Source organism: Vibrio sp. YT-15 (assembly GCF_033337445.1).
In the GTDB taxonomy this organism is placed as follows: Bacteria; Pseudomonadota; Gammaproteobacteria; order Enterobacterales; family Vibrionaceae; genus Vibrio; species Vibrio alginolyticus.
In genome coordinates this window covers 1-18,776 of the sequence record NZ_JAWOQR010000024.1, presented here as the reverse complement: position 1 = coordinate 18,776, position 18,776 = coordinate 1, and the positions used below count along the sequence as shown (strand labels likewise).

The following is an 18,776-nucleotide window of genomic DNA, read 5'->3' as shown; positions in this document are numbered from 1 at the left end:
TACTTATTAAACACCCAGTATTTGAATATCCTCTACCCTTCTAGGTTACTTTGCAAAGTAACCGGAGGGGTCAATGAAACGCCCATTTAAATATTCACTATTGGCACTTTCTCTTGGTGTCGCTATCGCTGGCTACAAGGGCGTTTTACCCCTGCCATCTAGTGAAGCGCCAACAAACGATAAGTTAGCCGTAGAAGTGCAAGATCAAATATCGGCAAGCGATTACCTAACCGCCGATGAAATCTCTGCAAATCAACTTACACTTGCTCAGCAACCTGACGCCCTTAAGCTAATTGAAGATGGCGACCAGGCGTTGTCATCTAATGATTATTTTGCTGCATATAAGTTCTATTCTGCAGCAGCACAAACCAAAAACACATCCGCCATTATTAAGCTGGCTGAGCTCCTTGAAATGGGTGCTATCGGCGGCGAACCAAAGATAGAGCGTGCACTAAAGCTATATCAAACTGCATCCGACCTCGGCTCTATTGATGCCACGCTACTTTTAGCTAGTTTCTATGAGTTAGGTATCAACGTACCAGAAGACATAAACAAGGCATCTGAACTATATCTAACCGCCGCAAACAATGAGAGTCCTAAAGCTCTTCGTTGGTTAGTTGAACGTGCCCGTTTTGAGCCAGGCTTTGCTAAAAAAGCTCAAGTGATGCAATGGAATCTCTCTCTTGTTAAAACTGGCGACATGAAAGCCATGCTAGATGCCGGTAATGCTTACTACTCAGGCACCGGGGTAAAGCAAGACAAAGAGATGGCACTAAAACTTTTCGAAGATGCAGCAGAACAAGGAAACGATTCTGCGCACACAATGCTTGCCGAAATCTTGTTGTATGACCATGACGTAGACCGTAATCCAGCTCAAGCTGTCGAGTGGCTAAAAGAGTCAGCGACCAATGGAAACCCTCGGGCTCAGGCCATGCTAGGAATTGCCATTTCATCCCTTAATGACTTAGCACCAGAAGGCATTACGGTTGATGATAAAGATGCTTTCCATTGGATAGAAAAATCATTAGAGCAGGATTACCCACTATCCCACTCATATGCCGGGCAGTTCTACCTGTCATCTACCGGAACAAAACAAGATATTCCTAGAGCAGTCGAGCATTTTATTCGCGGTACCGAACTTGGCAATGCTGATGCGATGGTTAATTTAGGTTGGCAGCTAATCCACGGCCAAGGCATCGAGAAAGACGAAAAGAGAGCTTTTGAACTGATTAGTGCCGCAGCTGACATGAACTATCCGAACGCGATTTACAACCTTGGCTGGATGTATGAGAACGGAATAGGCACCAAGCAAGACTATGAAATGGCAATAAAGCTATATCAAAAATCCGCGGATCTAGATGACCCATCAGGTACTTATAACCTTGCCGAAATGTATGAGAAAGGCCGTGGGATTAATGCCAATACCGAAGCTGCCCTTCGCTTATACAAGGAAGCGCATCGAATTGGTGATACACGCGCAAAAGAGAAATTAGATGTGTATGCAAAACAGGGAGATTTCCAAGTTGAAAATAACTCCAACGTTTAATCGTAAACTTGCGCTGATGATGGCTCTTATAGTCACAAGTCATCAGGCAAGTGCTAACTGTGGTGGTTCTCCACCAGCTGCCGCACCTGTCCCATCATTGAGCAATACATCTAGCTCAATCAATGAAGACGGCGCAACGACAATGAACCCGGGCCTAAGCAGTTCTATTTCCATCACTGGACGTAGAATCAATAGCGGCCCTGCGCATGGTACGGCTCGCTGGTCAGGCAATAATGTCTATTACAAACCAGCCGCTAACTGGTGTGGTCGAGATACATTCACCTACTCTGCTTCCAACTCTTCTGGCTGGTCTGCTACGCGTACCGCGACCATCAACGTGGCCTGTGTAGTTGATGCTCCAGTACTTGGTAATTCGAACACCAACATCACAGAAGACACTAACGGAACACTATCGCCAGGCATGAACCTTGACGGTGGCACCATCTCTGGGCGTTACGTGACAACTCAACCTGCACACGGGTCTGTCTCATGGTCAGGTAACAAACTTGTTTACACCCCAACGAATAACTATTGTGGTTCAGATACTTTCCAATACCGCATTAAAACTCAGGGTGGCTACTCAAACATAGCAACCGGTACTGTTGGTATTGCTTGTGTTGTTGACTTACCGATCATTGGTAATGTGAGTGGTACGCTTGATGAAGATACTAACAAGTCTCTAAGTCCAAGTATCAACATTGATGGTGGTACAATAACTAAGAGAATTATCAAGTCTCTGCCTGCACATGGTACGGCAGTATGGAATGGTAACAATCTTGTTTATACCCCGGATGCTAACTACTGTGGTGCAGACACATTCACGTATCAAGTGGCTACAGAAGCCGGCAACTCAAACGTAGGTACTGCAAACCTCAATGTTACCTGTATTGTTGATCCGCCGATTGTTAGTGATGTCTTCATTGAAACACTAGAAGACAACTCTAAGAGCGCGACACCGACTGTTAACCTTGACGGTGGTAACCTCGTATCACGTGACATCGAAGTTGCTCCAGCAAACGGAACGGTAATTTGGCAAGGTGCTTCACTACTTTATACGCCAAACCCTGATTATTGTGGTAACGATGAGTTCCAGTACAGCGTGACAAACTCTGCAGGTAAATCTGAACTGGCGAAAGGTGACGTTTTTGTCGAGTGTGTCGTAGACGCTCCAATACTCGATGGTGTGACCGAAACTGTTATTGAAGATACACCGAAATTACTTTCGCCAAATTACAACATCGATGGCGGCGTAATTTCTAAGTATGACATCGTTTCTGACCCAGCAAATGGTACAGCTGAATGGGTAGATGGCAACATACTGTACTCCCCGGCAGAGAACTACTGTGGTTTTGATACATTTACCTACCAAATCACCACTGAGGGTGGCAAATCGAACATAGCAACATCAAACATCAACGTTGAATGTGTTCAGGATGCTCCTACAGTCGATGGACAAGAGGAAATCAAGATCACTGTGGAAACCACTAAGGATTACACGTACCTCGCTAATGACGTTGACGGTGATACCCTAACGGCCACAATGACTGAACTTAACAAATCGTCACTTCCTGAGTGGGCTAAGTTCGCATTTGATGGTTCAAAAGGTACTCTGACGTTGAGCCCTAGTGATACAGACATGGGTGATTACACACTTGAATTACTTGTCGATGATGGCCACAGCGGTATGGCAATGAAACGCATTGCGGTATATGTACGTGATGATCGTCCAGTAACTCTAACTTCTATCCTGCTTAAGACGTTCAGTATTCCACAGGAATTCGAAACACCAGCAGGTAAGAAGATGAACGCGGTGTACTTTACCGGCATTAAAGACAGCCTTGGTAATCTAATCACCGGTACATATGACCTAACCATCACGATGGATAGTTCAGTAACTTTCCCAGTGACTATTCTTGGCCAAAGAATTGAACCGGGTGTACCTACAGTGATTAGCTATGACATTCCATCACCAGGTGTTGTCGATGTTAAAGCTATCCCTGTAGTGGCTGGTGAAGATGGTGTTGTTAACTTCCAAATCAGTTTTGATGTTAAATAACAAAACTCCTTGATAGACATAAACAAAAAGCCACCAAACGGTGGCTTTTTTATTAGCTGCTTTGTGTTGATGTATAGCTACTACACCATAAACTTTAACTTCAAACCTTTAACATGCAGACCAAAAGCACGAGTTAATGCAGTATCGGTTCTTCCTGCATAATGTTTTTCTAAATCAGCTAAAAGTTCTTGCAACATTAAGTGTGTATCCACATTAACACCACTTGGTAGCTTAGAAACATGCGTCAGAAGCTTTGCTATACATTCACATCTTAGTATTAGGAATTGTTCCTTATCTTCACCAGAGGGACACGCATTCTCTGTATTCTGGATAACTTTACTAATGTAACTGTAACTCGACAAAGGCTGTTTAGAGTTAAATGATTTCAACCGTTTATCGAACTGATCTTTTATCCATTCAATTTGTTCTTTCATAGAATCTGATTACCAACTGTAAATGACTTTCCCAACCAGATTGCTTTGAGGAACAAAGCCCCAAAATCGGCTATCCTGACTTTCATCTCGGTTGTCTCCCATAACAAAGTACTGACCTTCTGGAACTTTCCAGATCCCTTTCTCCATGCCTTTCTGAATAAAGAAGCTGTCGATTCTGTCGGATTTAGTTTTATCGATCTGAGTGTCGTTATCGAACTCCACTAATTTTAGCCATTTCGATTCAACAGTAAGCACTTTATTTTTGTATATAACTGTGTCACCAGGGACACCTACAATACGTTTGATGTAATTTATTCCAGGATTATCTGGCAGCATAAACACGGCTACATCACCATGTTCTGGTTTCTCCCGGTACAACAAAACATTGTGGAATAACGGATCGCTCACCCCGTAAGCAAATTTATCGATCAACACTGATGTGCCAACCTTGTACGTCGGCAACATGGATTTTGTAGGTATGTTATAGATCTCAAAGAAAAATGAGCGTACTAGGAATACATAGAGGATAACGGGAAACAGCATACAAATGACGGAGATCAACACCGGGCGACGGGCTGTTAACTTGACGTCGCTAGTGACCTCGCTATGCAATGTAACTATTGATTTATAGCGTGCAGGCATCCATACATGGCGCTCCAACAGCCATATGATTGCACAAACCAACGTAACAAACGCCAGTGTCAAAACGAAAAAGTTTACCACGGTAACCGCCATACATTATTTTTTGAAAGTGTGGTAAATATTACCCTACACTCTACCTCTTGAAAATCTCTCAGTTTTGTATTGACGCAGACTTTATTCCCCTCGTACATCTTGCATGTTCAACATTGAACGTTAGAATTGCACTTTTCGTTAATTACAGGGTGAACAAGTGATAATGATACGTAAGGTCTATCAGATTGTTGCACACCACCTACACAAAGTGACATGGCGGTCGTTGCTCGGTGTCGTTGGGCTGCATTACGCGATTTGTTGGGCTGGCTTTTACTTATGTGGTGAATTTGAACTAATTCAACCTATTAATTTTATCCGCTACATGTCGGTATCAGGAAGCACAGTTGGGTTCGGCGTACTGACCCCTGTAACTGACCCAGGCTCATTGTTCATGGCCATCTACCAGTTACCGGTATCTTTAGCCATCTTCGGGGCGTTACTTGGGAAAATGATTAATCAAACACGGGAAATTATCGAGCGAAACATGAATGGAACCTCAGATTTTAATAGCTTTAATAAACACGTTCTCGTTGTCGGCTACCGGGGCGAAGAAACGGATTCACTGATCAAGTGCATTTTATCTGACGAACGACGCCAAAACGGAAATATTCTCTTATGCGTAAAAGATTCTTCAATGACACACCCTTTGCCTGACTTATCTGAGGTGTCCTTTGCTAAAGTCACCTCATTTTCAGATGTAAATGAACTTGAACGAATCGCGGCACACGCGGCAAATCGAGTAATTATCCACGCAGAGAATGATGAACAGACCTTGACGGCCTCTTTGTCGTTATCATCTGCTGTAAATGAAAAATGCCACATCGTTGCTTACTTTGATTCACCTGCGAACGCAGAGCTGTTAGACAAACACTGCAAGAATGTTGAATGCGGCACGAACCGGACATCATCTTTACTTGCACGATCGATGCAAGACCCCGGCTCTAGTCGAGTGATTAGCCAGTTGCTAAATCCTCTAACGGGTGCGACTCAATTTTCTCTGCAAGTCCCTCTTTTACACTCTCCAGTAAGCATTGGGCAGCTATCTGACATAATGAGGAAGAGAAATAAAGCCACGTTGATTGCAGTTTCAACACTACAGTCTGGTGATGACGTAATCCTTAATCCCGATGAAAACCATTTGGTAGAGTCTGGTCATTTTATTCACTACATCGCCGCTAATCGAGTCATGAGCGATGAAGTCGATTGGCAAGCTGCTTAAACACGTATCAATGGTCGCTTTCAGCGGCCATTTTTTTTGCGCGTTTTAAAGTGCCTGCAAATATAGATCCTAATTAACAATGAAGGATTTAGACATGCCCAAACAGTTACTCTCCGTACCAATTGATTCTCTACAGCCTACAGTGCCTACAGAATCGCTCATAGAAGACTTCAAAATCAGTGCGAGGACTTCTATAGCTCGTAGCTCTCCATCGGCTCCACTCAAGCAATTGCTCAAAGCAGGATTGATTAAAGGTAGTGTCTTGAATTACGGCAAAGGCAGAACTAGCCAAGATTCAGACGCGATTAACAAAGTGGCTTTTTGCCACGATTATGATTATGTGTACGCTCCCTTCCCGGAACTACTGGGCAATTCATACGACACGGTATTTTCTGCTTTCGTCGTTAACACTTTGCCACCAGCTGCACGTGACCATGTATGGAAACAAATGGCCTCGGTTTGTAAAGGAAAAGCGTATATTGCCGCTCGGTCTTCCACTGACCGCGGCTTAAAGGGTGTTCGTGAGCAAGACGGTCTAAGAACGCTCCGATCAACATTCCAAAAAGGTTACCTGAAAAACGAGCTAAAGCAGGAAGCACAACAGTATTTTGCATCCGTTAGAGAGATTCCAACAAAAGGCGCATTTCGATTAGTTGAGTGCTCACATGACTTCGTAGAGGTTACAGAGAACTCCACGCAACTTAGCTTGGTACAATAACTCACTGTTGATCAGTCGCGCCGGGCTGCATAGAAGTCACAATCAATTTTCTCACCGAAGAACAATAACAGGCAGGTGTCTTGTGGGACTTCTGTCTGTTTATCTTCAACGTAGTTTTAATACCCCTAAACCTCCCCTCTTATTGCCCATATATCGCTATGTTTTCAGCTATTGTGCGATCTCCAATTGTAAATATAGTTGTTTTGAACCAACCAAAACACTGTGGAAATTTAAATGCAAAATCTACTTACGCAACCAGTTCAGACACTATCAACTACTCAGCTATCAGAGCTATGTGTTTACCTAAACAGCGAGTACCGTAAAGGCTCTCCAGTCGTGTCTGACGAATCATTTGACTTTTATGCTCGTGAGCTTTTCGCTCAAGATCCTGAAAATGCTTTTTTCTCACAACCACAACCTACTGACACCGCCGCTGACAATGCGAAAGGTCGTATAGGGCATCCAAGACCCATGCTTTCGACAGACAAGGCGTATGAACTAAGTGAAATCAAAACCTATGTTGATCGCTGCCATTCAATCGCTTCCTCAATTGGCATGAATCCAGAAGATGTTAAGTTCCGTGTCTTAGCAAAACTGGACGGTATTGCAGGCCGCTATGTAGCTTCCACTCGCCAACTTGTAACACGAGGCGATGGAACATTCGGTAACGACATTAGCCAACTGCTAGATAGTGGACTTGTGATTGTCGGTGACGAGTCTCGTGACGGCGTTGGTGAGGTAGTTATGCCTACTACGTACTTCGATGAAAATTTATCAGACGACTTCGCACATCCACGTAATTTCGTAAGCGGAGCAGCTAGTGCCTCAACATATAGCGACGCGGCTTTAAAAGCTCTTAAAGACGGAGCTATTCACCTTGTAATGTACCGTGACATGCCAGTGATTGTAGTGAGTGGTGACGAGCTACTGGCTAACCTTGATGAACTTGTACGACGCACCAAAGATTCATCCCCATATCCTTTGGATGGTACGGTCATTGAAGTCGAATCCGACGAACTAAAAGCGGAAATGGGCAGTAACAATCGCTTTCACAACTGGCAGATCGCCAAAAAAGAAGCGGGAGAAACAGCCGATGTTGAAATTATTGGTGAAACACTTTCTGTCGGCAAGACGGGTCGTATTACCCACGTATTCACTATCCCACCAACGGAACTGTCTGGTGCAGTGATTACAAAGATTTCAGGGAAGAATGCAAAGTACGTTAAAGACCACGGTCTAGGTATTGGAGCAAAATTTCGCTTGATAAGATCTGGTGAAGTCATCCCAAATCATTTAACAACTTTAGAGCCTGTAACCCCCAACATTCCAGCTAACTGTCCGTGCTGCGGTGAGCCGACAGAATGGCTTAAAAATCCTATGACTGGTATTAACACATTCATCGCGTGCAAAAACATTTCATGCCCTGCACAGCAAGGTCGCGCTATCTCGCATCACTTCAAAATGCTTGGTATTGACAACTTTGGTAGCGCAACGATTCAGCGTCTAATTGACAACGATTTCACGTGTTTTGAACAGATTTATCTAATGAACGAAGAGTCATTTATCAATATTGGTTTTGGTTCGGGACAAGCAGCCAACTTTGTTTCTGAGATTAAACGCGGTATGCGTGAACCTATTCAAGACAAGTTTCTTGTCGCTAGTTTGGGGATTTCTAAACTTGGGCGTTCAGCGAGTGAGAAGATTCTTAAACACTTCCGCATTGACGAACTGGGTAGCCTTACTGAGAGCGATTTAAGTGCTATTCATGGATTCGGTAAGAAAAACTCAAAGCACATCTCAGAATCGCTTACAGCGCGTCGTGATTCTCTGAACTTTCTTTTGTCTCGTGGCTTCAATATCAAGCATACACAGGATATTGAAAAGGAATTAAGCGAGACATCTGCGAATGGCTCACTAAGTGGCGTTAACATCGTTTTCACTGGCACTATGAGCGGTAGCCGCGATGAAATGCAGTCAGATGCAAAAGCGAAAGGCGCGAACGTTCAGAAGTCGGTTAACAAGAAAACGAATGTACTTTGCTGCGGTGACAAAGTGGGTCAGAAGAAATTAGACCAAGCTAAGGAGCTTGGTGTTGAAATCATCTCCGAGAGTGAATACTGGGAGCGCTATAAAGACTAACCATCTCCTACCATACAAGGCCAGCTTAAAACGCTGGCTTTGTGCATTGCGGGTTACAGCAAGTAACGTAGCCTAATTAAATCATCCAACAGCTCATTGAGATACAAATGAACAACACACAGAACAACTCAGATGCACACCGCTTTGATGGCACAGTTTCTCTAGCCGTTTTTCGCAACAAGATTGAATCGCTTTATTCTGGCTGTAGCATAACTACCGAGGGTCATAGTGAGAACGGTTCAGCCTTAACGTTATTTTACGTGAATGATGGTCATTGCGGGACGTGGCAATCTGGGTCGGGCGTTATTTTCTCAACTACTCGCGTAGAGCGGAACATCAAAACCTCAAAAGATCTTACTGATTTCATGTCTACGATAGACGTGCCCACGGATTTCTAAACAACGACTATCACAACTGCATGACAGGAAAGAAAATGACTGTTAACAAGTCGAACTTAGTTTCATCGGTTGAACACCGATTTATATCAAAATCAGATGTGGCCGTTAAAATTCACATCCATTTGCCTGACGATACATTTACTCACTTAAGCATTGGATTCATTAAGAGTAATGAGCACGAAGCGATAGAAAGAGCCATCTCCATTAGAGATGAAATTGGAGAAAACGCTTGGGGTAAGTACTGGAAACAAGTTCTTGCAGACAGGTATATCTTCACACGGTTGCCTCATACACTTGAACCAAAGCTCATATTTAAACCACGGGGTGATACCTTTGACGAGTGTTACTTGGCTAGATTCCCAGTTTTTGTTGATGGTAAAAAGAAGATGAAAACTATCGTCCGATCTATTGGAAAGAGAAGTAGAGAAGAAGCCTACAAGCAAACCAAAAATGCAATCTTGGATGGCTACAAAGACGAGATTGATATAATGCTGTATATGGGGCGAATCACGGCAAACGACTTGTTCTTAACCCTACCCGATGACAAAAAAGATAAGGGGAAAAAATAAATTTCATTTATTTCTAAGCTGCCCTTGCAATACACCAGAGAAAATTTCTATGCTTCTTTTAAATAAAAAAGCAAATGAAATATATCAAAGCTCTAACAGTGCTGATTAACGCGCTAACAAAGTTGATCAAAACCCTCGATGACAAACCAATACTGGTACAACTCTCTGTTCTTGTATTGTGCCTAAGCATATTGACCGCCACGGTTGGTATTGTCTTAACGTCATAAAAGCTAAAGGCGCATTCTATGATGCGCCTTTACTTTGGGCTAAGCGTACTCGGCTTCTAATATTTCAAATGAATTTCGCTTAAGCTCTAATACTTCCCCAGGTTCAGGTGGTTTCAATACCGATTTAGGACAGAATAACACCACGTTGTCATAATCACCTCCAACTCCTATATACGATTCAAAAATCGCTATGGCCTCATGTGCCCCGTAAGCAACTTTAGCTGCATACCCTTGTGATAGGAGCATCCGTAGAGTAGCCAATTGGTGAGGCTTTAATGCATTTCTGGCTTCTGATATTGAGCGATATGAATCAACAGGTCGTTTAAATTCAATGTATAGCCCATGAAACCCTAGTTTTGGGCAGGCAAATTGGCAGTCTGGCCAACCAGCTTTCTGCCCTTCTGCGCACAACCTGAAACGCTCACCTTTGCGTCTAAAACCGCCGTTTGGTGTTGCTGCTAAAAAATTGTAATACTCAGGATAACGCTCATATACGTAGTCAAAAAATAGAGTTTGCTCGTAATGCTCCCTGTCTTTAGAAATCAGGTCTGGACGTTCGTCTAAACGGATGATCTCTTGCTTATGTGGATTGGTTTCAATTTTTTCTTGCTGTGCAGTAAGGTCATTGAACTCTACAAGTGATAGGGTTCCGTTTTGAGGTAGTTGCTTTGCACTAACTTGCCTGAACCCAGTTCGACGCTGTTTACTGGCTGTTTTACTATTGCTGCCAGTATGCTTGCCACTACCGTATGTGGACTGCGCAAGTAACGCCAGTCTCTCTGCTTTCGGGAGTACTGCCATCTTTAGAATCAGCCCTCTGAATAGCCCGCGCTATATGCGTCAAAGGCTTGGCTATAACGCTTATATCGATTGTTGTATGGCTTATTGTTTTCAGCATCTGCACGTCCTGCCTTGTATGCAGAGCTAATTTTTAGCACTTTCACAACAGGAAACAGTGGTGACGTTAACGTAAGAAAACTCGTGACCAGGATTGACCACAATGGCGGCTCAATTCCAAATGCGCCTGTAGCGCTAACCGCAATAGTTACAACCATTAATCCGTGAAAGAGCCAAGACTCAAGAATGTTTTGGATATACAGGCAAAACAGGAACAGAGTAGATTGTTTCTTGCTTAAATGACCTGATCGATGTCTTTCTAGATACTGCTCGATTGTACGGCTTCTCAGATAACCATTTTCAAAATACACGTATTACTCCGCTTTCAATATTTAGCGTTATTGTAACACCATGAAAAGTTAACATGCTATTTTTACCTGTAATGAATCCCCTACTCTTCTCAATTCGAACATAGTTCTCAAATCCGATCTCCTGAACAAATCAGAGAATTTTTTCGCACCATAACGTTTATGATGGATACTAGGGTTTAGTGAACGTACACTTCTATTAACACTGGCGGTCATAGCCCAGCCATCAGAATTCAAATTCTGTTTAATGGCCTTCTTAAGTAATTTGATAAGCTTTAAAAGCGGCCCAGAAAGACCGTGAGGACGTTTGTTTTCTTCTACCACCTCGTTGTAGCACCAATAGTTATTGCAAGCCATACGGAAGCTCTCAGGAGCCTTAGCTTCACCAAACCCCTGAACATCGACCCCCAAGTTTCTGAATCGTCGAGCTAGAACTGCGAAATCAGAATCCGAAGTGATCAAAGCTACTTGGTCAAACTCACTGCGTCGCTCATACAGCAAGGTCATTGCATCTACCACTAAAGAGATGTCACTACTGTTTTTCCCAGCAACAGCTCCAGGTTCATTAACTAAAACCATGCTTTTAGAGATGGCGTATTTCTTCCAGGTCTTGAGCCCCGGCCTTGAGAAGTCACCATACACACGCATTTCTATAAGGTTGTCGGTTCGTTGAATAAACTTAGTCACTTCACTCAGTTTCTTGGCTGAATAGTTTTCAGCATCAATCAAACAGATCGTTCTTTTCATCGGGTCTTGCTCCACATTTTTATTGGTTAAGCCCAATGAAATCATGGAACACTCAACCTGCAAGGCATAAAAAACGCGGCAATGGCCGCGTAATTATCGTCAAATTGTCTTCATTATTTCCGACGTGATGTTCCGTATACGAGTAACAATCCAGCTGTTGCTGCCAGCGTATTGACGACATTGTTGGTTCCACCAGCAATCGCAATCAACACAGCTAGGGTTAGCGTTATTCCAATGTAAACTAAATGCGTGTTTTCTCTTGCAAGTTCATAGTTTGCTAGGTTGTCACGGCATTCCTGCCACCCTTCGGAAATGCATACCTGCTTTTGCTTCAACTCTTGCCACTTAAAGTAAAGCCCAATAGTTAACGTTAGTGCGATACTCATGATTAATATTGGTGTTGGGATCATATGTACTCCTACCTAGTATTCTTCACGTAAGCGTTCTCGGATTTCGCTAAAGATTGGCATAGCTCGTTCAGCTGCCTTTTTATTAGCAAAACGGTGCAACACATATTCTTGTCCATCTTTGACATAGAAAAGTTCGTAACCAGATTCAATAATCCCTTCACTTTCCGTTGTGGGCATTGTTGTCGACCAGCCACCATCAATTGAATGGAATACATCGCGCATCTCAATATCTGCATTGCTATGAACAAAATCCTCTTTGCTAACCGAAACAAAGTTACCATTTCGAATTATTTTCAAGGCTTGTGCGTCGAAAGTTCCGTCATCGCATACGTCTGATAGGTAGTTAAAATCTAGTCCAGAATAAAGGTAGAAATGGTTTCCCTCACGAACGAAAATATTCTCTTCTTCCTCGCAATCTGCAAGGTCTACTGCGTTTACTTCTAATCCGGGAACATTTGTGAAAACACGGTCCAACCGCCCGTTTTCTTGCTCAATATAAACTGATGGTGAGATTGCGTTCACAGACTCAAGTTTTACGACCGATTGTGTATCGTCAGGGTCTGTTAGATGACCGTTGGCAATGCTTGCCTCAATTGCTGCACGAACATTTTCTTTGAGAGCTTCTGATATAGACTCGGGGAAAACAACACCTTCCACGGAAAAGGTAAGATTGATATTGATAGAATTCATATGGGGTATTCTCTATTTAGTGAATTGATACCCCAATTAAATTGCAGTTTCGTAAACGCGCAATATGCCAATTATGCAGGGATTCCCTTATGCGAAAACTCGACCTGAGATCCAATTAAACCCAGCTCTGTCACTGCTAAACCTAGAGAATCAGACTCACCAAGGAGTATGAATTTTGTTTGGGAAAGAATATTTTTCTTCCATTGAGACATTGCTAATCCGCGTTCGGGTTGAATCTGCAGGGTAACTATCAAGGTTGATGCCAAAGCATCCGGGTCAAATGCTCTTTCTATTCGATGACTTTTTTCCTGATCGCTCAGTTGAGCCGAATCATATGGTGCAAGCATAGTATCTGGCCAAACGACTCCATGCATGTCCGAAAGAATCAGCCAAGGCGAGCCTTTTTTCTCAACGTATGTCTTACACGCACAGAACATTGGTGACGTATACAACGAATGAGCCTCAATCGCTTTTTCTGACCAGTCTTGTTCTACGGATGCAGAAACAATGTATACCTCGTATTTTGACATACTTTCCCTTTGCTATTACGAATTCAATTTTGAAAGTTAGTGGCTTTAAAACCGCTGCTAATTTAGACTATGAAACTTGAACAAAAACTGTGGAAGCCCAAAATCAAGATGAACGCAATTAATTTCCCAATATCAGCTCAAGTCTTAATCCCAAGTGAAGATAGTGTTTCACTGCGGATCATGTTCAACAAAAGTGAGAACATATCTAACAGTATAACTCTCAGACCAACACAAACGCTAACTATTAATAGCGTAAGCGTAACTATTGAGCAGGTGGATTCTACTGATTTGGGTAACTGGGCTAAGTTTAAGATTTGCGCGAGCACTGGGGAATTAGGTGTTCTTGCTCTCGACTTGAACTTCATGGGGAATGAATTTCGTATCCAAGATACAGAGGGTGTACATTGGCATGGTGATGAAGTTTGTTTCGACCTACCTGGTAACTCTAAAAAAGAATTGGTGTTCTGGATAATGAACAAGCCCTCAGCGTAAGCCGAGGACTCTAGAAACTAACTGGCTATTGACCAACGGCCCAAGTTTGATTGCTGCACTCCACACCCAAGCCAGCGCGCTTTAAATCCGTTAAAGTTACTTGCAGAACATGGCTATCAATATTAATAGGGCCGTGTACTGCAGACCATTCAATTTCACCATTATGCTTAATCTCCCCTACTTCAAGCACAGCATTCGCAATTGAAATTGGTTGGTCCAAAGTACCAAACCATTCATTTGGATTCGCTTTGGCCAATTTAGCCCGTTCAATGAGTCGCTTAGTAATCTTCGGCTTTGCTTTCGAACGCGGCTTCAAGATCGCCCAAGGGTAAATATCTACCGGCATTTGTTCAGAGTCAAAAACAAAACGGTAGAGGCCATCGCCATATTTTGCCATCTGTGCGAGTGTCATCAGAGAGGATTGGCCGCTCATATCCATTCCAAGCTTTAGAGCCGACATTTCAAAGTTAGGGTTGGATGATAGCCAGCATATAGGCTTCTCAGGATACTGAGGCTTTAACGGGCTTGTACGTAAAAGCCCCATTTCAAAGATAGATTCGAGTTTAATGCCAAGTGTGTAGTGGAATAGTTTCACTGTGTTGCCCTTTATTCGTTTCGACTCCCACAATTAAAAATCGAAGTAAAAAACGCGCAACACGTGAAACCGCCCTTTCGTTGATTTATTTTGTAGATCTTTTGCGAATGAAAGCAGCCATTAACAGGAAGAATACGGCGCCAAAAGATGTGCTACCACCAGAGCTACCACTGTTTGCCTGATAATCTGATTCATCATCGCCTGAAACATCGATGTCATCGGCATCTTCAACGGTTGTATTGTATGAATCGCGCATTGTTGATGTCACAACAAGATCGGGAGTAATTTCGTCGTTTAACACAGACTCAATCCAGTCACTATAATCCGCAACCTCAGTGAATACGGACGTATCACTCGATGTTGAACTCTTACAGCCATCCCAACCATAACTCGTGATGCCTACCTGCACGTATTCAGCCAAGTCATCGTCATACCAATATAAAGGACCTCCCGAATCTCCTGAACATGTAGAGTTCCGAACGCCAGTGCTTGCATTATATGCACCTTGCATACACAGCTGATTTTCCCCAGCTCCCATGTCGCATGAGTCAGTTGGGACATATGTCAGTGTTGTGTATAACAATTGATCTGAGTAGCTACCACTCTCTGTCATTCCTAAACCAACAGCAATGAAGCTTTCATCTTCTACTCTGTATGAATCTGCTTGTGTAGATTCTGCCAACACCGCGTAATCAGAACTGGAGACATTCATATCATCTTCAAGCTCTAAGATTGCAATGTCATTTGGCCAAGGCACCGAACTTTCACTAGATGAATCCACATAATCTGGATGACGGTAAACATTCGTAATTCTGATGTTCTCTACTGCACCAGATAAAAATTGATTTGAATTCGACAGCTGCGGAAGAACTGCAGTATACACAAGATATTCCTCGTTCAACCCTCCACTTCCATCACTAATACAGTGCGCAGCCGTAGCGACATGATTAGCATCTATAATTGTTGCGCCGCAATATTGGCCATAAACACCAGTGTAACTTGATGCGTCGTAATAAAGAGCCGCGTAGGAAGGCCAAGTATCTGTAGTAGTAGTCAAACCGTTATAAATATATGTGCTGTATTCCTCACTACTTGCGGTGGAGGTGTTGGTCAGGAGCAACACGGAACAGATAGCACCGAATAGACTTAATTTCTTCATTTGAACCTTTTTACTTCTCTGTTTCTTCTGATTTGATGAAGCTTTTCTCGTATAAGCCATCTTCGAATAAGTCACGATCAACAACCAAATGTGGGAAACGATACGCCCGTTCGATATGCTCGATTTCAGTCATATGGCATTCGTCCTCTCGGGTGCCGTAAATGCTCTTTAATTGCTCGTAGCCTTCGAAATCAGGATTCTTTTCAGAATCATTTGATACGTAGCTAGTTGGATACCATGTATCTTTCTTGAACTTAGCAACTAAAATGGCAGGTAATTCACCAAAAAATACCTTATTAAAGTTATCTTTTGAAAGTGACAGACCAGAGTACGTAATGTCCATCTTTTTACAAAACATCATCAAGAGCTTGTAATGTTTTCTGCATTTTTTGTAGTTCCAATCATCACTTCCAGAAACGCTGTAAGTAGCAATTTCTTTACCATTTATTACTTTCGTTCTTTTGAAGATCACTCCTATCTGAGTTTCGTTCTTGGCGCTATCTCCTAATGACAATTCATACTCTGTGTTTGGTTCATCTGTACCAATCACAAATTGAAGTTCCACTCGTTCATTATTGAGTTTAAGTTTTGCAAGTTTTGCTGCTAGAGAACCAACGTTTTTATAAACTTTAAATTGACCATCGTGTTTCTGGAATTCTTTGCCAGTCCCTTTGAGCCACTTGATGTCGACATTGAAACACTCCGATACCTCAGCCAATACATCATCATTTAAAGTATCGATAAGCTTTTCATCATCCATTAGCACTGAACGTGGAATCTCCTTGCTGCTGATTAACAGAGGGATGTCGAACGGATTTATCTTATGCACTTCAAAAACATAGCGGAAGCGAGAACATACCGTTTCAAGGCATACAGAAATGTTCCCAGTCTCTGATTCTTTCACAGAAGCTAACGTGCTCTGAATGAAATCTACTGCTGAACAGTTTTGTTGATATGAACAGTTTTCTACCCACTGTTTCAAATCAGAATCGAGCATAAGCTCAACACTATTTGGTGATTTATCTTCTTGTTCAACTTCCAAAGCAGAGGTTGGTAACTTACCTGTAAACAAGACATACAAGCGATTCCAAAAACTCAAGTCTTGGCAATCATTTCTCATTTGAACTACTCCATATAAACATAACAATTCAGCTTGTAATTTCAGTATACAAGCCAACTCATATTTCCAAAATTACACGACAATCAGAATCGCGCAAGATCAAATACAACACAGTCCATCGTTTTCAAATTTGCGCGTTTTAACATCTGTCGTTTAATACATGTATACCAATTGAATACGAGAAATGAACATGATTAATAAGTTTGAAATTGTCTTGAGAAAGATTCACAACAACCTTATAGCTGCTGGCGTAATGCTGACTAATGGCCTCACTGCGGGTGACGCATCTGGATACGAGATGTACGGTGAGAAAACAGGTGATAACACCTTCCTTATACATGTTCGTAAGGCGTCCTTTGTTCCAAAAAACGAATTTGGCGAGACTTATGAAAAGCACTCTCTTTCTGAATTACCAACGAATGACATATGGCGTCGTTTCGAATCAGATAAAGCAAACTTGTTTGGTGGTGTAATTGTTGGGCGTGACAACCAGAAGTTTGAAAATGAGCCGACTGAGTTAAATCGACTGGCGGTAGTTTCTGTCATTGAAGACAAAGCAAATCTGGTACCGACTGACGGACACTATTTGTTTCGCTCAACAAACGCGGTTGAATCGGATGAATTTATCACATTCTTCATGGAAAGAGATTTAACAAAAAATACAGAGACGTTATTGGACGCTTTGCAAGGTGATGCCTTGATGTCTTTCTATCGTAATGTGGGAGAGGAATAAAGTTTCATACTAAACAGTCAAATAACCCTGTTCGTACCGTTCTAAATGATACGTAACCCCAAAAAAAGATTCATACTAATTTCTACAACCAAGTCTGAATCGGGCTACCACTGAGTATTAAAGTATCATACTGGTTTCTTCATCACAGCCCCAACCAACACCCAACCATCACACCCAACCAACGCTTTCAAACTCGTTTTTGGACAAGAATGAGCTAGAAGTATTGATCTAGCTCTGGTGATTTGAATTAGAAAATGTATTAATGTTGTGTATAGTTTATCAGCAGGTATTCGTAAGCATCTACTCAGGAAAAACAACAATACCCAACGCTTCGAGAAGCTGTTCTTGTTGCCAGCTGGCAATTTTGATACCTGATGTATCGACTTTTCGAGGATCTAAACCGTCGAGTTCGGCGTGACATAAATTAGCACCCTGTAGGCTAAACTGTCCCCAGACATCTTCAGAAAAAACACCTCGACTTAAGTCTGACTCTTTCAGTGATGCGCCCGCGAGGTGAGTCCCTATCCAGCGATTTTCAAACAGCTCACATTTTTCTAAACAGACCCGCTCCATATTGGCATAAGACAGGTTACATCCAGTAATAAAGGCTGAGCAAAAGTACATACGATTACTCACTTGATTGGCAAAGTTTGCTCGGGAAAAGTTGGCCCCTTTTAAATCACACTCACGTAACTCAATACCGTAGCAATTGGCGTTACTAAAGTTTGCCATCGCAAGCTGGCATTGTTGGAAACTTGCATCGCGAAGGTCTGCGACATCAAAATGGCAACCTTCGATATCACCCTGTTCAATGAACTTGCAGTTAATAAATGTCGCATCACGCAAGTTAGCACGTCGAAAATCGCATCGGATAAAGGTGCAAGCAGTGAAAGTAATATCACTTAGATCTTGATGTGAAAAACTGTGGTGTCGATATGTGTGACGGTAGGTTTCCATGTTGACTCCTATGATGAACTGAGAAGTGGACCCCGCTGGTTGGACACATAAGCTCATTTCTTAAGTGGTTGACCCAGCTCATGCTGCGTATCTTTGC

General features: G+C 42.5%; 20 protein-coding genes and 1 pseudogene. 9 read left to right on the top strand and 12 right to left on the bottom strand.

What is annotated here, in order from left to right; all coding sequences use genetic code 11:
- Positions 1–73 precede the first annotated feature (73 nt).
- Positions 74–1,546, top strand: a complete 1,473-nt coding sequence (locus R7D93_RS23895; protein ID WP_225478203.1) for a tetratricopeptide repeat protein — start codon at positions 74–76, stop codon at positions 1,544–1,546.
- Complete coding sequence (locus R7D93_RS23890) at positions 1,524–3,602, top strand: tandem-95 repeat protein (RefSeq protein ID WP_225478204.1); 2,079 nt, start codon at positions 1,524–1,526, stop codon at positions 3,600–3,602. Before R7D93_RS23895 ends, R7D93_RS23890 begins: the two co-directional genes overlap by 23 nt.
- 80 nt (positions 3,603–3,682) lie before the next feature.
- Here R7D93_RS23890 and R7D93_RS23885 read toward each other — a convergent pair whose 3' ends face one another.
- Positions 3,683–4,036 (bottom strand): hypothetical protein, encoded by a 354-nt coding sequence (locus R7D93_RS23885; RefSeq protein WP_225478205.1) that lies wholly within the window; start codon positions 4,034–4,036, stop codon positions 3,683–3,685.
- A gap of 12 nt (positions 4,037–4,048) precedes the next feature.
- Positions 4,049–4,759 (bottom strand): annotated as a pseudogene (gene lepB, locus R7D93_RS23880) (signal peptidase I); the annotation flags it as partial.
- A 175-nt stretch (positions 4,760–4,934) separates the two neighbouring features.
- Between lepB and R7D93_RS23875 the strand changes: the two are divergent.
- The 5 genes from R7D93_RS23875 to R7D93_RS23855 all read left to right on the top strand — a co-directional run bounded on the left by R7D93_RS23875 (position 4,935) and on the right by R7D93_RS23855 (position 9,814).
- Entirely contained in the window at positions 4,935–5,990 is a 1,056-nt protein-coding gene (locus R7D93_RS23875) for an ion channel (RefSeq protein ID WP_053409834.1), read from the top strand.
- Positions 5,991–6,084: 94 nt separating this feature from the next.
- Positions 6,085–6,708: a class I SAM-dependent methyltransferase gene (locus R7D93_RS23870; protein ID WP_225478207.1), complete on the top strand. Its 624-nt coding sequence runs from the start codon at positions 6,085–6,087 to the stop codon at positions 6,706–6,708.
- Between the two features lie 234 nt (positions 6,709–6,942).
- Complete coding sequence (locus R7D93_RS23865) at positions 6,943–8,847, top strand: BRCT domain-containing protein (protein WP_225478208.1); 1,905 nt, start codon at positions 6,943–6,945, stop codon at positions 8,845–8,847.
- A 107-nt stretch (positions 8,848–8,954) separates the two neighbouring features.
- The gene (locus tag R7D93_RS23860; protein WP_225478209.1) at positions 8,955–9,245 is read left to right on the top strand and encodes a hypothetical protein; all 291 of its coding nucleotides are present in this window, start codon (positions 8,955–8,957) and stop codon (positions 9,243–9,245) included.
- Between the two features lie 35 nt (positions 9,246–9,280).
- A complete protein-coding gene (locus R7D93_RS23855) occupies positions 9,281–9,814 on the top strand; it encodes a Fe3+-citrate ABC transporter substrate-binding protein (RefSeq protein ID WP_225478210.1) in 534 nt (177 codons plus the stop codon).
- A 266-nt stretch (positions 9,815–10,080) separates the two neighbouring features.
- Here the strand turns inward: R7D93_RS23855 and R7D93_RS23850 are convergent, their stop codons facing one another.
- From R7D93_RS23850 to R7D93_RS23825, 6 genes are all read right to left on the bottom strand, one after another.
- On the bottom strand, positions 10,081–10,842 hold the full coding sequence (locus R7D93_RS23850; RefSeq protein ID WP_053409830.1) for a hypothetical protein: 762 nt from the start codon (positions 10,840–10,842) through the stop codon (positions 10,081–10,083).
- Between the two features lie 8 nt (positions 10,843–10,850).
- On the bottom strand, positions 10,851–11,249 hold the full coding sequence (locus R7D93_RS23845) for a hypothetical protein (protein WP_139374578.1): 399 nt from the start codon (positions 11,247–11,249) through the stop codon (positions 10,851–10,853).
- Between the two features lie 48 nt (positions 11,250–11,297).
- Complete coding sequence (locus tag R7D93_RS23840) at positions 11,298–12,038, bottom strand: NYN domain-containing protein (RefSeq protein WP_225478211.1); 741 nt, start codon at positions 12,036–12,038, stop codon at positions 11,298–11,300.
- 68 nt (positions 12,039–12,106) lie between these two features.
- The gene (locus tag R7D93_RS23835) at positions 12,107–12,403 is read right to left on the bottom strand and encodes a hypothetical protein (protein WP_225478212.1); all 297 of its coding nucleotides are present in this window, start codon (positions 12,401–12,403) and stop codon (positions 12,107–12,109) included.
- Between the two features lie 12 nt (positions 12,404–12,415).
- Positions 12,416–13,093 (bottom strand): hypothetical protein, encoded by a 678-nt coding sequence (locus R7D93_RS23830; protein WP_225478213.1) that lies wholly within the window; start codon positions 13,091–13,093, stop codon positions 12,416–12,418.
- Positions 13,094–13,164: 71 nt separating this feature from the next.
- On the bottom strand, positions 13,165–13,623 hold the full coding sequence (locus tag R7D93_RS23825) for a DUF6884 domain-containing protein (RefSeq protein ID WP_053409825.1): 459 nt from the start codon (positions 13,621–13,623) through the stop codon (positions 13,165–13,167).
- Between the two features lie 108 nt (positions 13,624–13,731).
- On the opposite strand from R7D93_RS23825, the gene R7D93_RS23820 reads away from it, so the two are divergent.
- Positions 13,732–14,115, top strand: coding sequence for a hypothetical protein (locus R7D93_RS23820; RefSeq protein WP_225478214.1), 384 nt, complete (start codon positions 13,732–13,734; stop codon positions 14,113–14,115).
- A 25-nt stretch (positions 14,116–14,140) separates the two neighbouring features.
- Here the strand turns inward: R7D93_RS23820 and R7D93_RS23815 are convergent, their stop codons facing one another.
- The 3 genes from R7D93_RS23815 to R7D93_RS23805 all read right to left on the bottom strand — a co-directional run bounded on the left by R7D93_RS23815 (position 14,141) and on the right by R7D93_RS23805 (position 16,989).
- Complete coding sequence (locus tag R7D93_RS23815) at positions 14,141–14,710, bottom strand: hypothetical protein (protein ID WP_225478215.1); 570 nt, start codon at positions 14,708–14,710, stop codon at positions 14,141–14,143.
- Positions 14,711–14,795: 85 nt separating this feature from the next.
- On the bottom strand, positions 14,796–15,869 hold the full coding sequence (locus R7D93_RS23810; protein ID WP_053409822.1) for a S1 family peptidase: 1,074 nt from the start codon (positions 15,867–15,869) through the stop codon (positions 14,796–14,798).
- Positions 15,870–15,879: 10 nt separating this feature from the next.
- Positions 15,880–16,989, bottom strand: coding sequence for a hypothetical protein (locus tag R7D93_RS23805; RefSeq protein WP_258718591.1), 1,110 nt, complete (start codon positions 16,987–16,989; stop codon positions 15,880–15,882).
- Positions 16,990–17,179: 190 nt separating this feature from the next.
- Here R7D93_RS23805 and R7D93_RS23800 point away from each other — a divergent pair, with 190 nt between their 5' ends.
- A complete protein-coding gene (locus R7D93_RS23800) occupies positions 17,180–17,722 on the top strand; it encodes a hypothetical protein (protein ID WP_225478217.1) in 543 nt (180 codons plus the stop codon).
- 300 nt (positions 17,723–18,022) lie between these two features.
- On the opposite strand, the gene R7D93_RS23795 is transcribed toward R7D93_RS23800, so the two are convergent.
- The gene (locus tag R7D93_RS23795) at positions 18,023–18,679 is read right to left on the bottom strand and encodes a QnrS family quinolone resistance pentapeptide repeat protein (RefSeq protein ID WP_225478218.1); all 657 of its coding nucleotides are present in this window, start codon (positions 18,677–18,679) and stop codon (positions 18,023–18,025) included.
- Positions 18,680–18,776 lie beyond the last annotated feature (97 nt).

Coding starts and splice junctions, on each gene's coding strand:
- R7D93_RS23895 (WP_225478203.1), top strand. CDS start 74: ATGAAACGCCCATTTAAATATTCACTATTGGCACTTTCTCTTGGTGTC.
- R7D93_RS23885 (WP_225478205.1), bottom strand. CDS start 4,036: ATGAAAGAACAAATTGAATGGATAAAAGATCAGTTCGATAAACGGTTG.
- R7D93_RS23875 (WP_053409834.1), top strand. CDS start 4,935: ATGATACGTAAGGTCTATCAGATTGTTGCACACCACCTACACAAAGTG.
- R7D93_RS23870 (WP_225478207.1), top strand. CDS start 6,085: ATGCCCAAACAGTTACTCTCCGTACCAATTGATTCTCTACAGCCTACA.
- R7D93_RS23865 (WP_225478208.1), top strand. CDS start 6,943: ATGCAAAATCTACTTACGCAACCAGTTCAGACACTATCAACTACTCAG.
- R7D93_RS23860 (WP_225478209.1), top strand. CDS start 8,955: ATGAACAACACACAGAACAACTCAGATGCACACCGCTTTGATGGCACA.
- R7D93_RS23855 (WP_225478210.1), top strand. CDS start 9,281: ATGACTGTTAACAAGTCGAACTTAGTTTCATCGGTTGAACACCGATTT.
- R7D93_RS23850 (WP_053409830.1), bottom strand. CDS start 10,842: ATGGCAGTACTCCCGAAAGCAGAGAGACTGGCGTTACTTGCGCAGTCC.
- R7D93_RS23840 (WP_225478211.1), bottom strand. CDS start 12,038: ATGATTTCATTGGGCTTAACCAATAAAAATGTGGAGCAAGACCCGATG.
- R7D93_RS23835 (WP_225478212.1), bottom strand. CDS start 12,403: ATGATCCCAACACCAATATTAATCATGAGTATCGCACTAACGTTAACT.
- R7D93_RS23830 (WP_225478213.1), bottom strand. CDS start 13,093: ATGAATTCTATCAATATCAATCTTACCTTTTCCGTGGAAGGTGTTGTT.
- R7D93_RS23825 (WP_053409825.1), bottom strand. CDS start 13,623: ATGTCAAAATACGAGGTATACATTGTTTCTGCATCCGTAGAACAAGAC.
- R7D93_RS23820 (WP_225478214.1), top strand. CDS start 13,732: ATGAACGCAATTAATTTCCCAATATCAGCTCAAGTCTTAATCCCAAGT.
- R7D93_RS23810 (WP_053409822.1), bottom strand. CDS start 15,869: ATGAAGAAATTAAGTCTATTCGGTGCTATCTGTTCCGTGTTGCTCCTG.
- R7D93_RS23805 (WP_258718591.1), bottom strand. CDS start 16,989: ATGAGAAATGATTGCCAAGACTTGAGTTTTTGGAATCGCTTGTATGTC.
- R7D93_RS23800 (WP_225478217.1), top strand. CDS start 17,180: ATGATTAATAAGTTTGAAATTGTCTTGAGAAAGATTCACAACAACCTT.
- R7D93_RS23795 (WP_225478218.1), bottom strand. CDS start 18,679: ATGGAAACCTACCGTCACACATATCGACACCACAGTTTTTCACATCAA.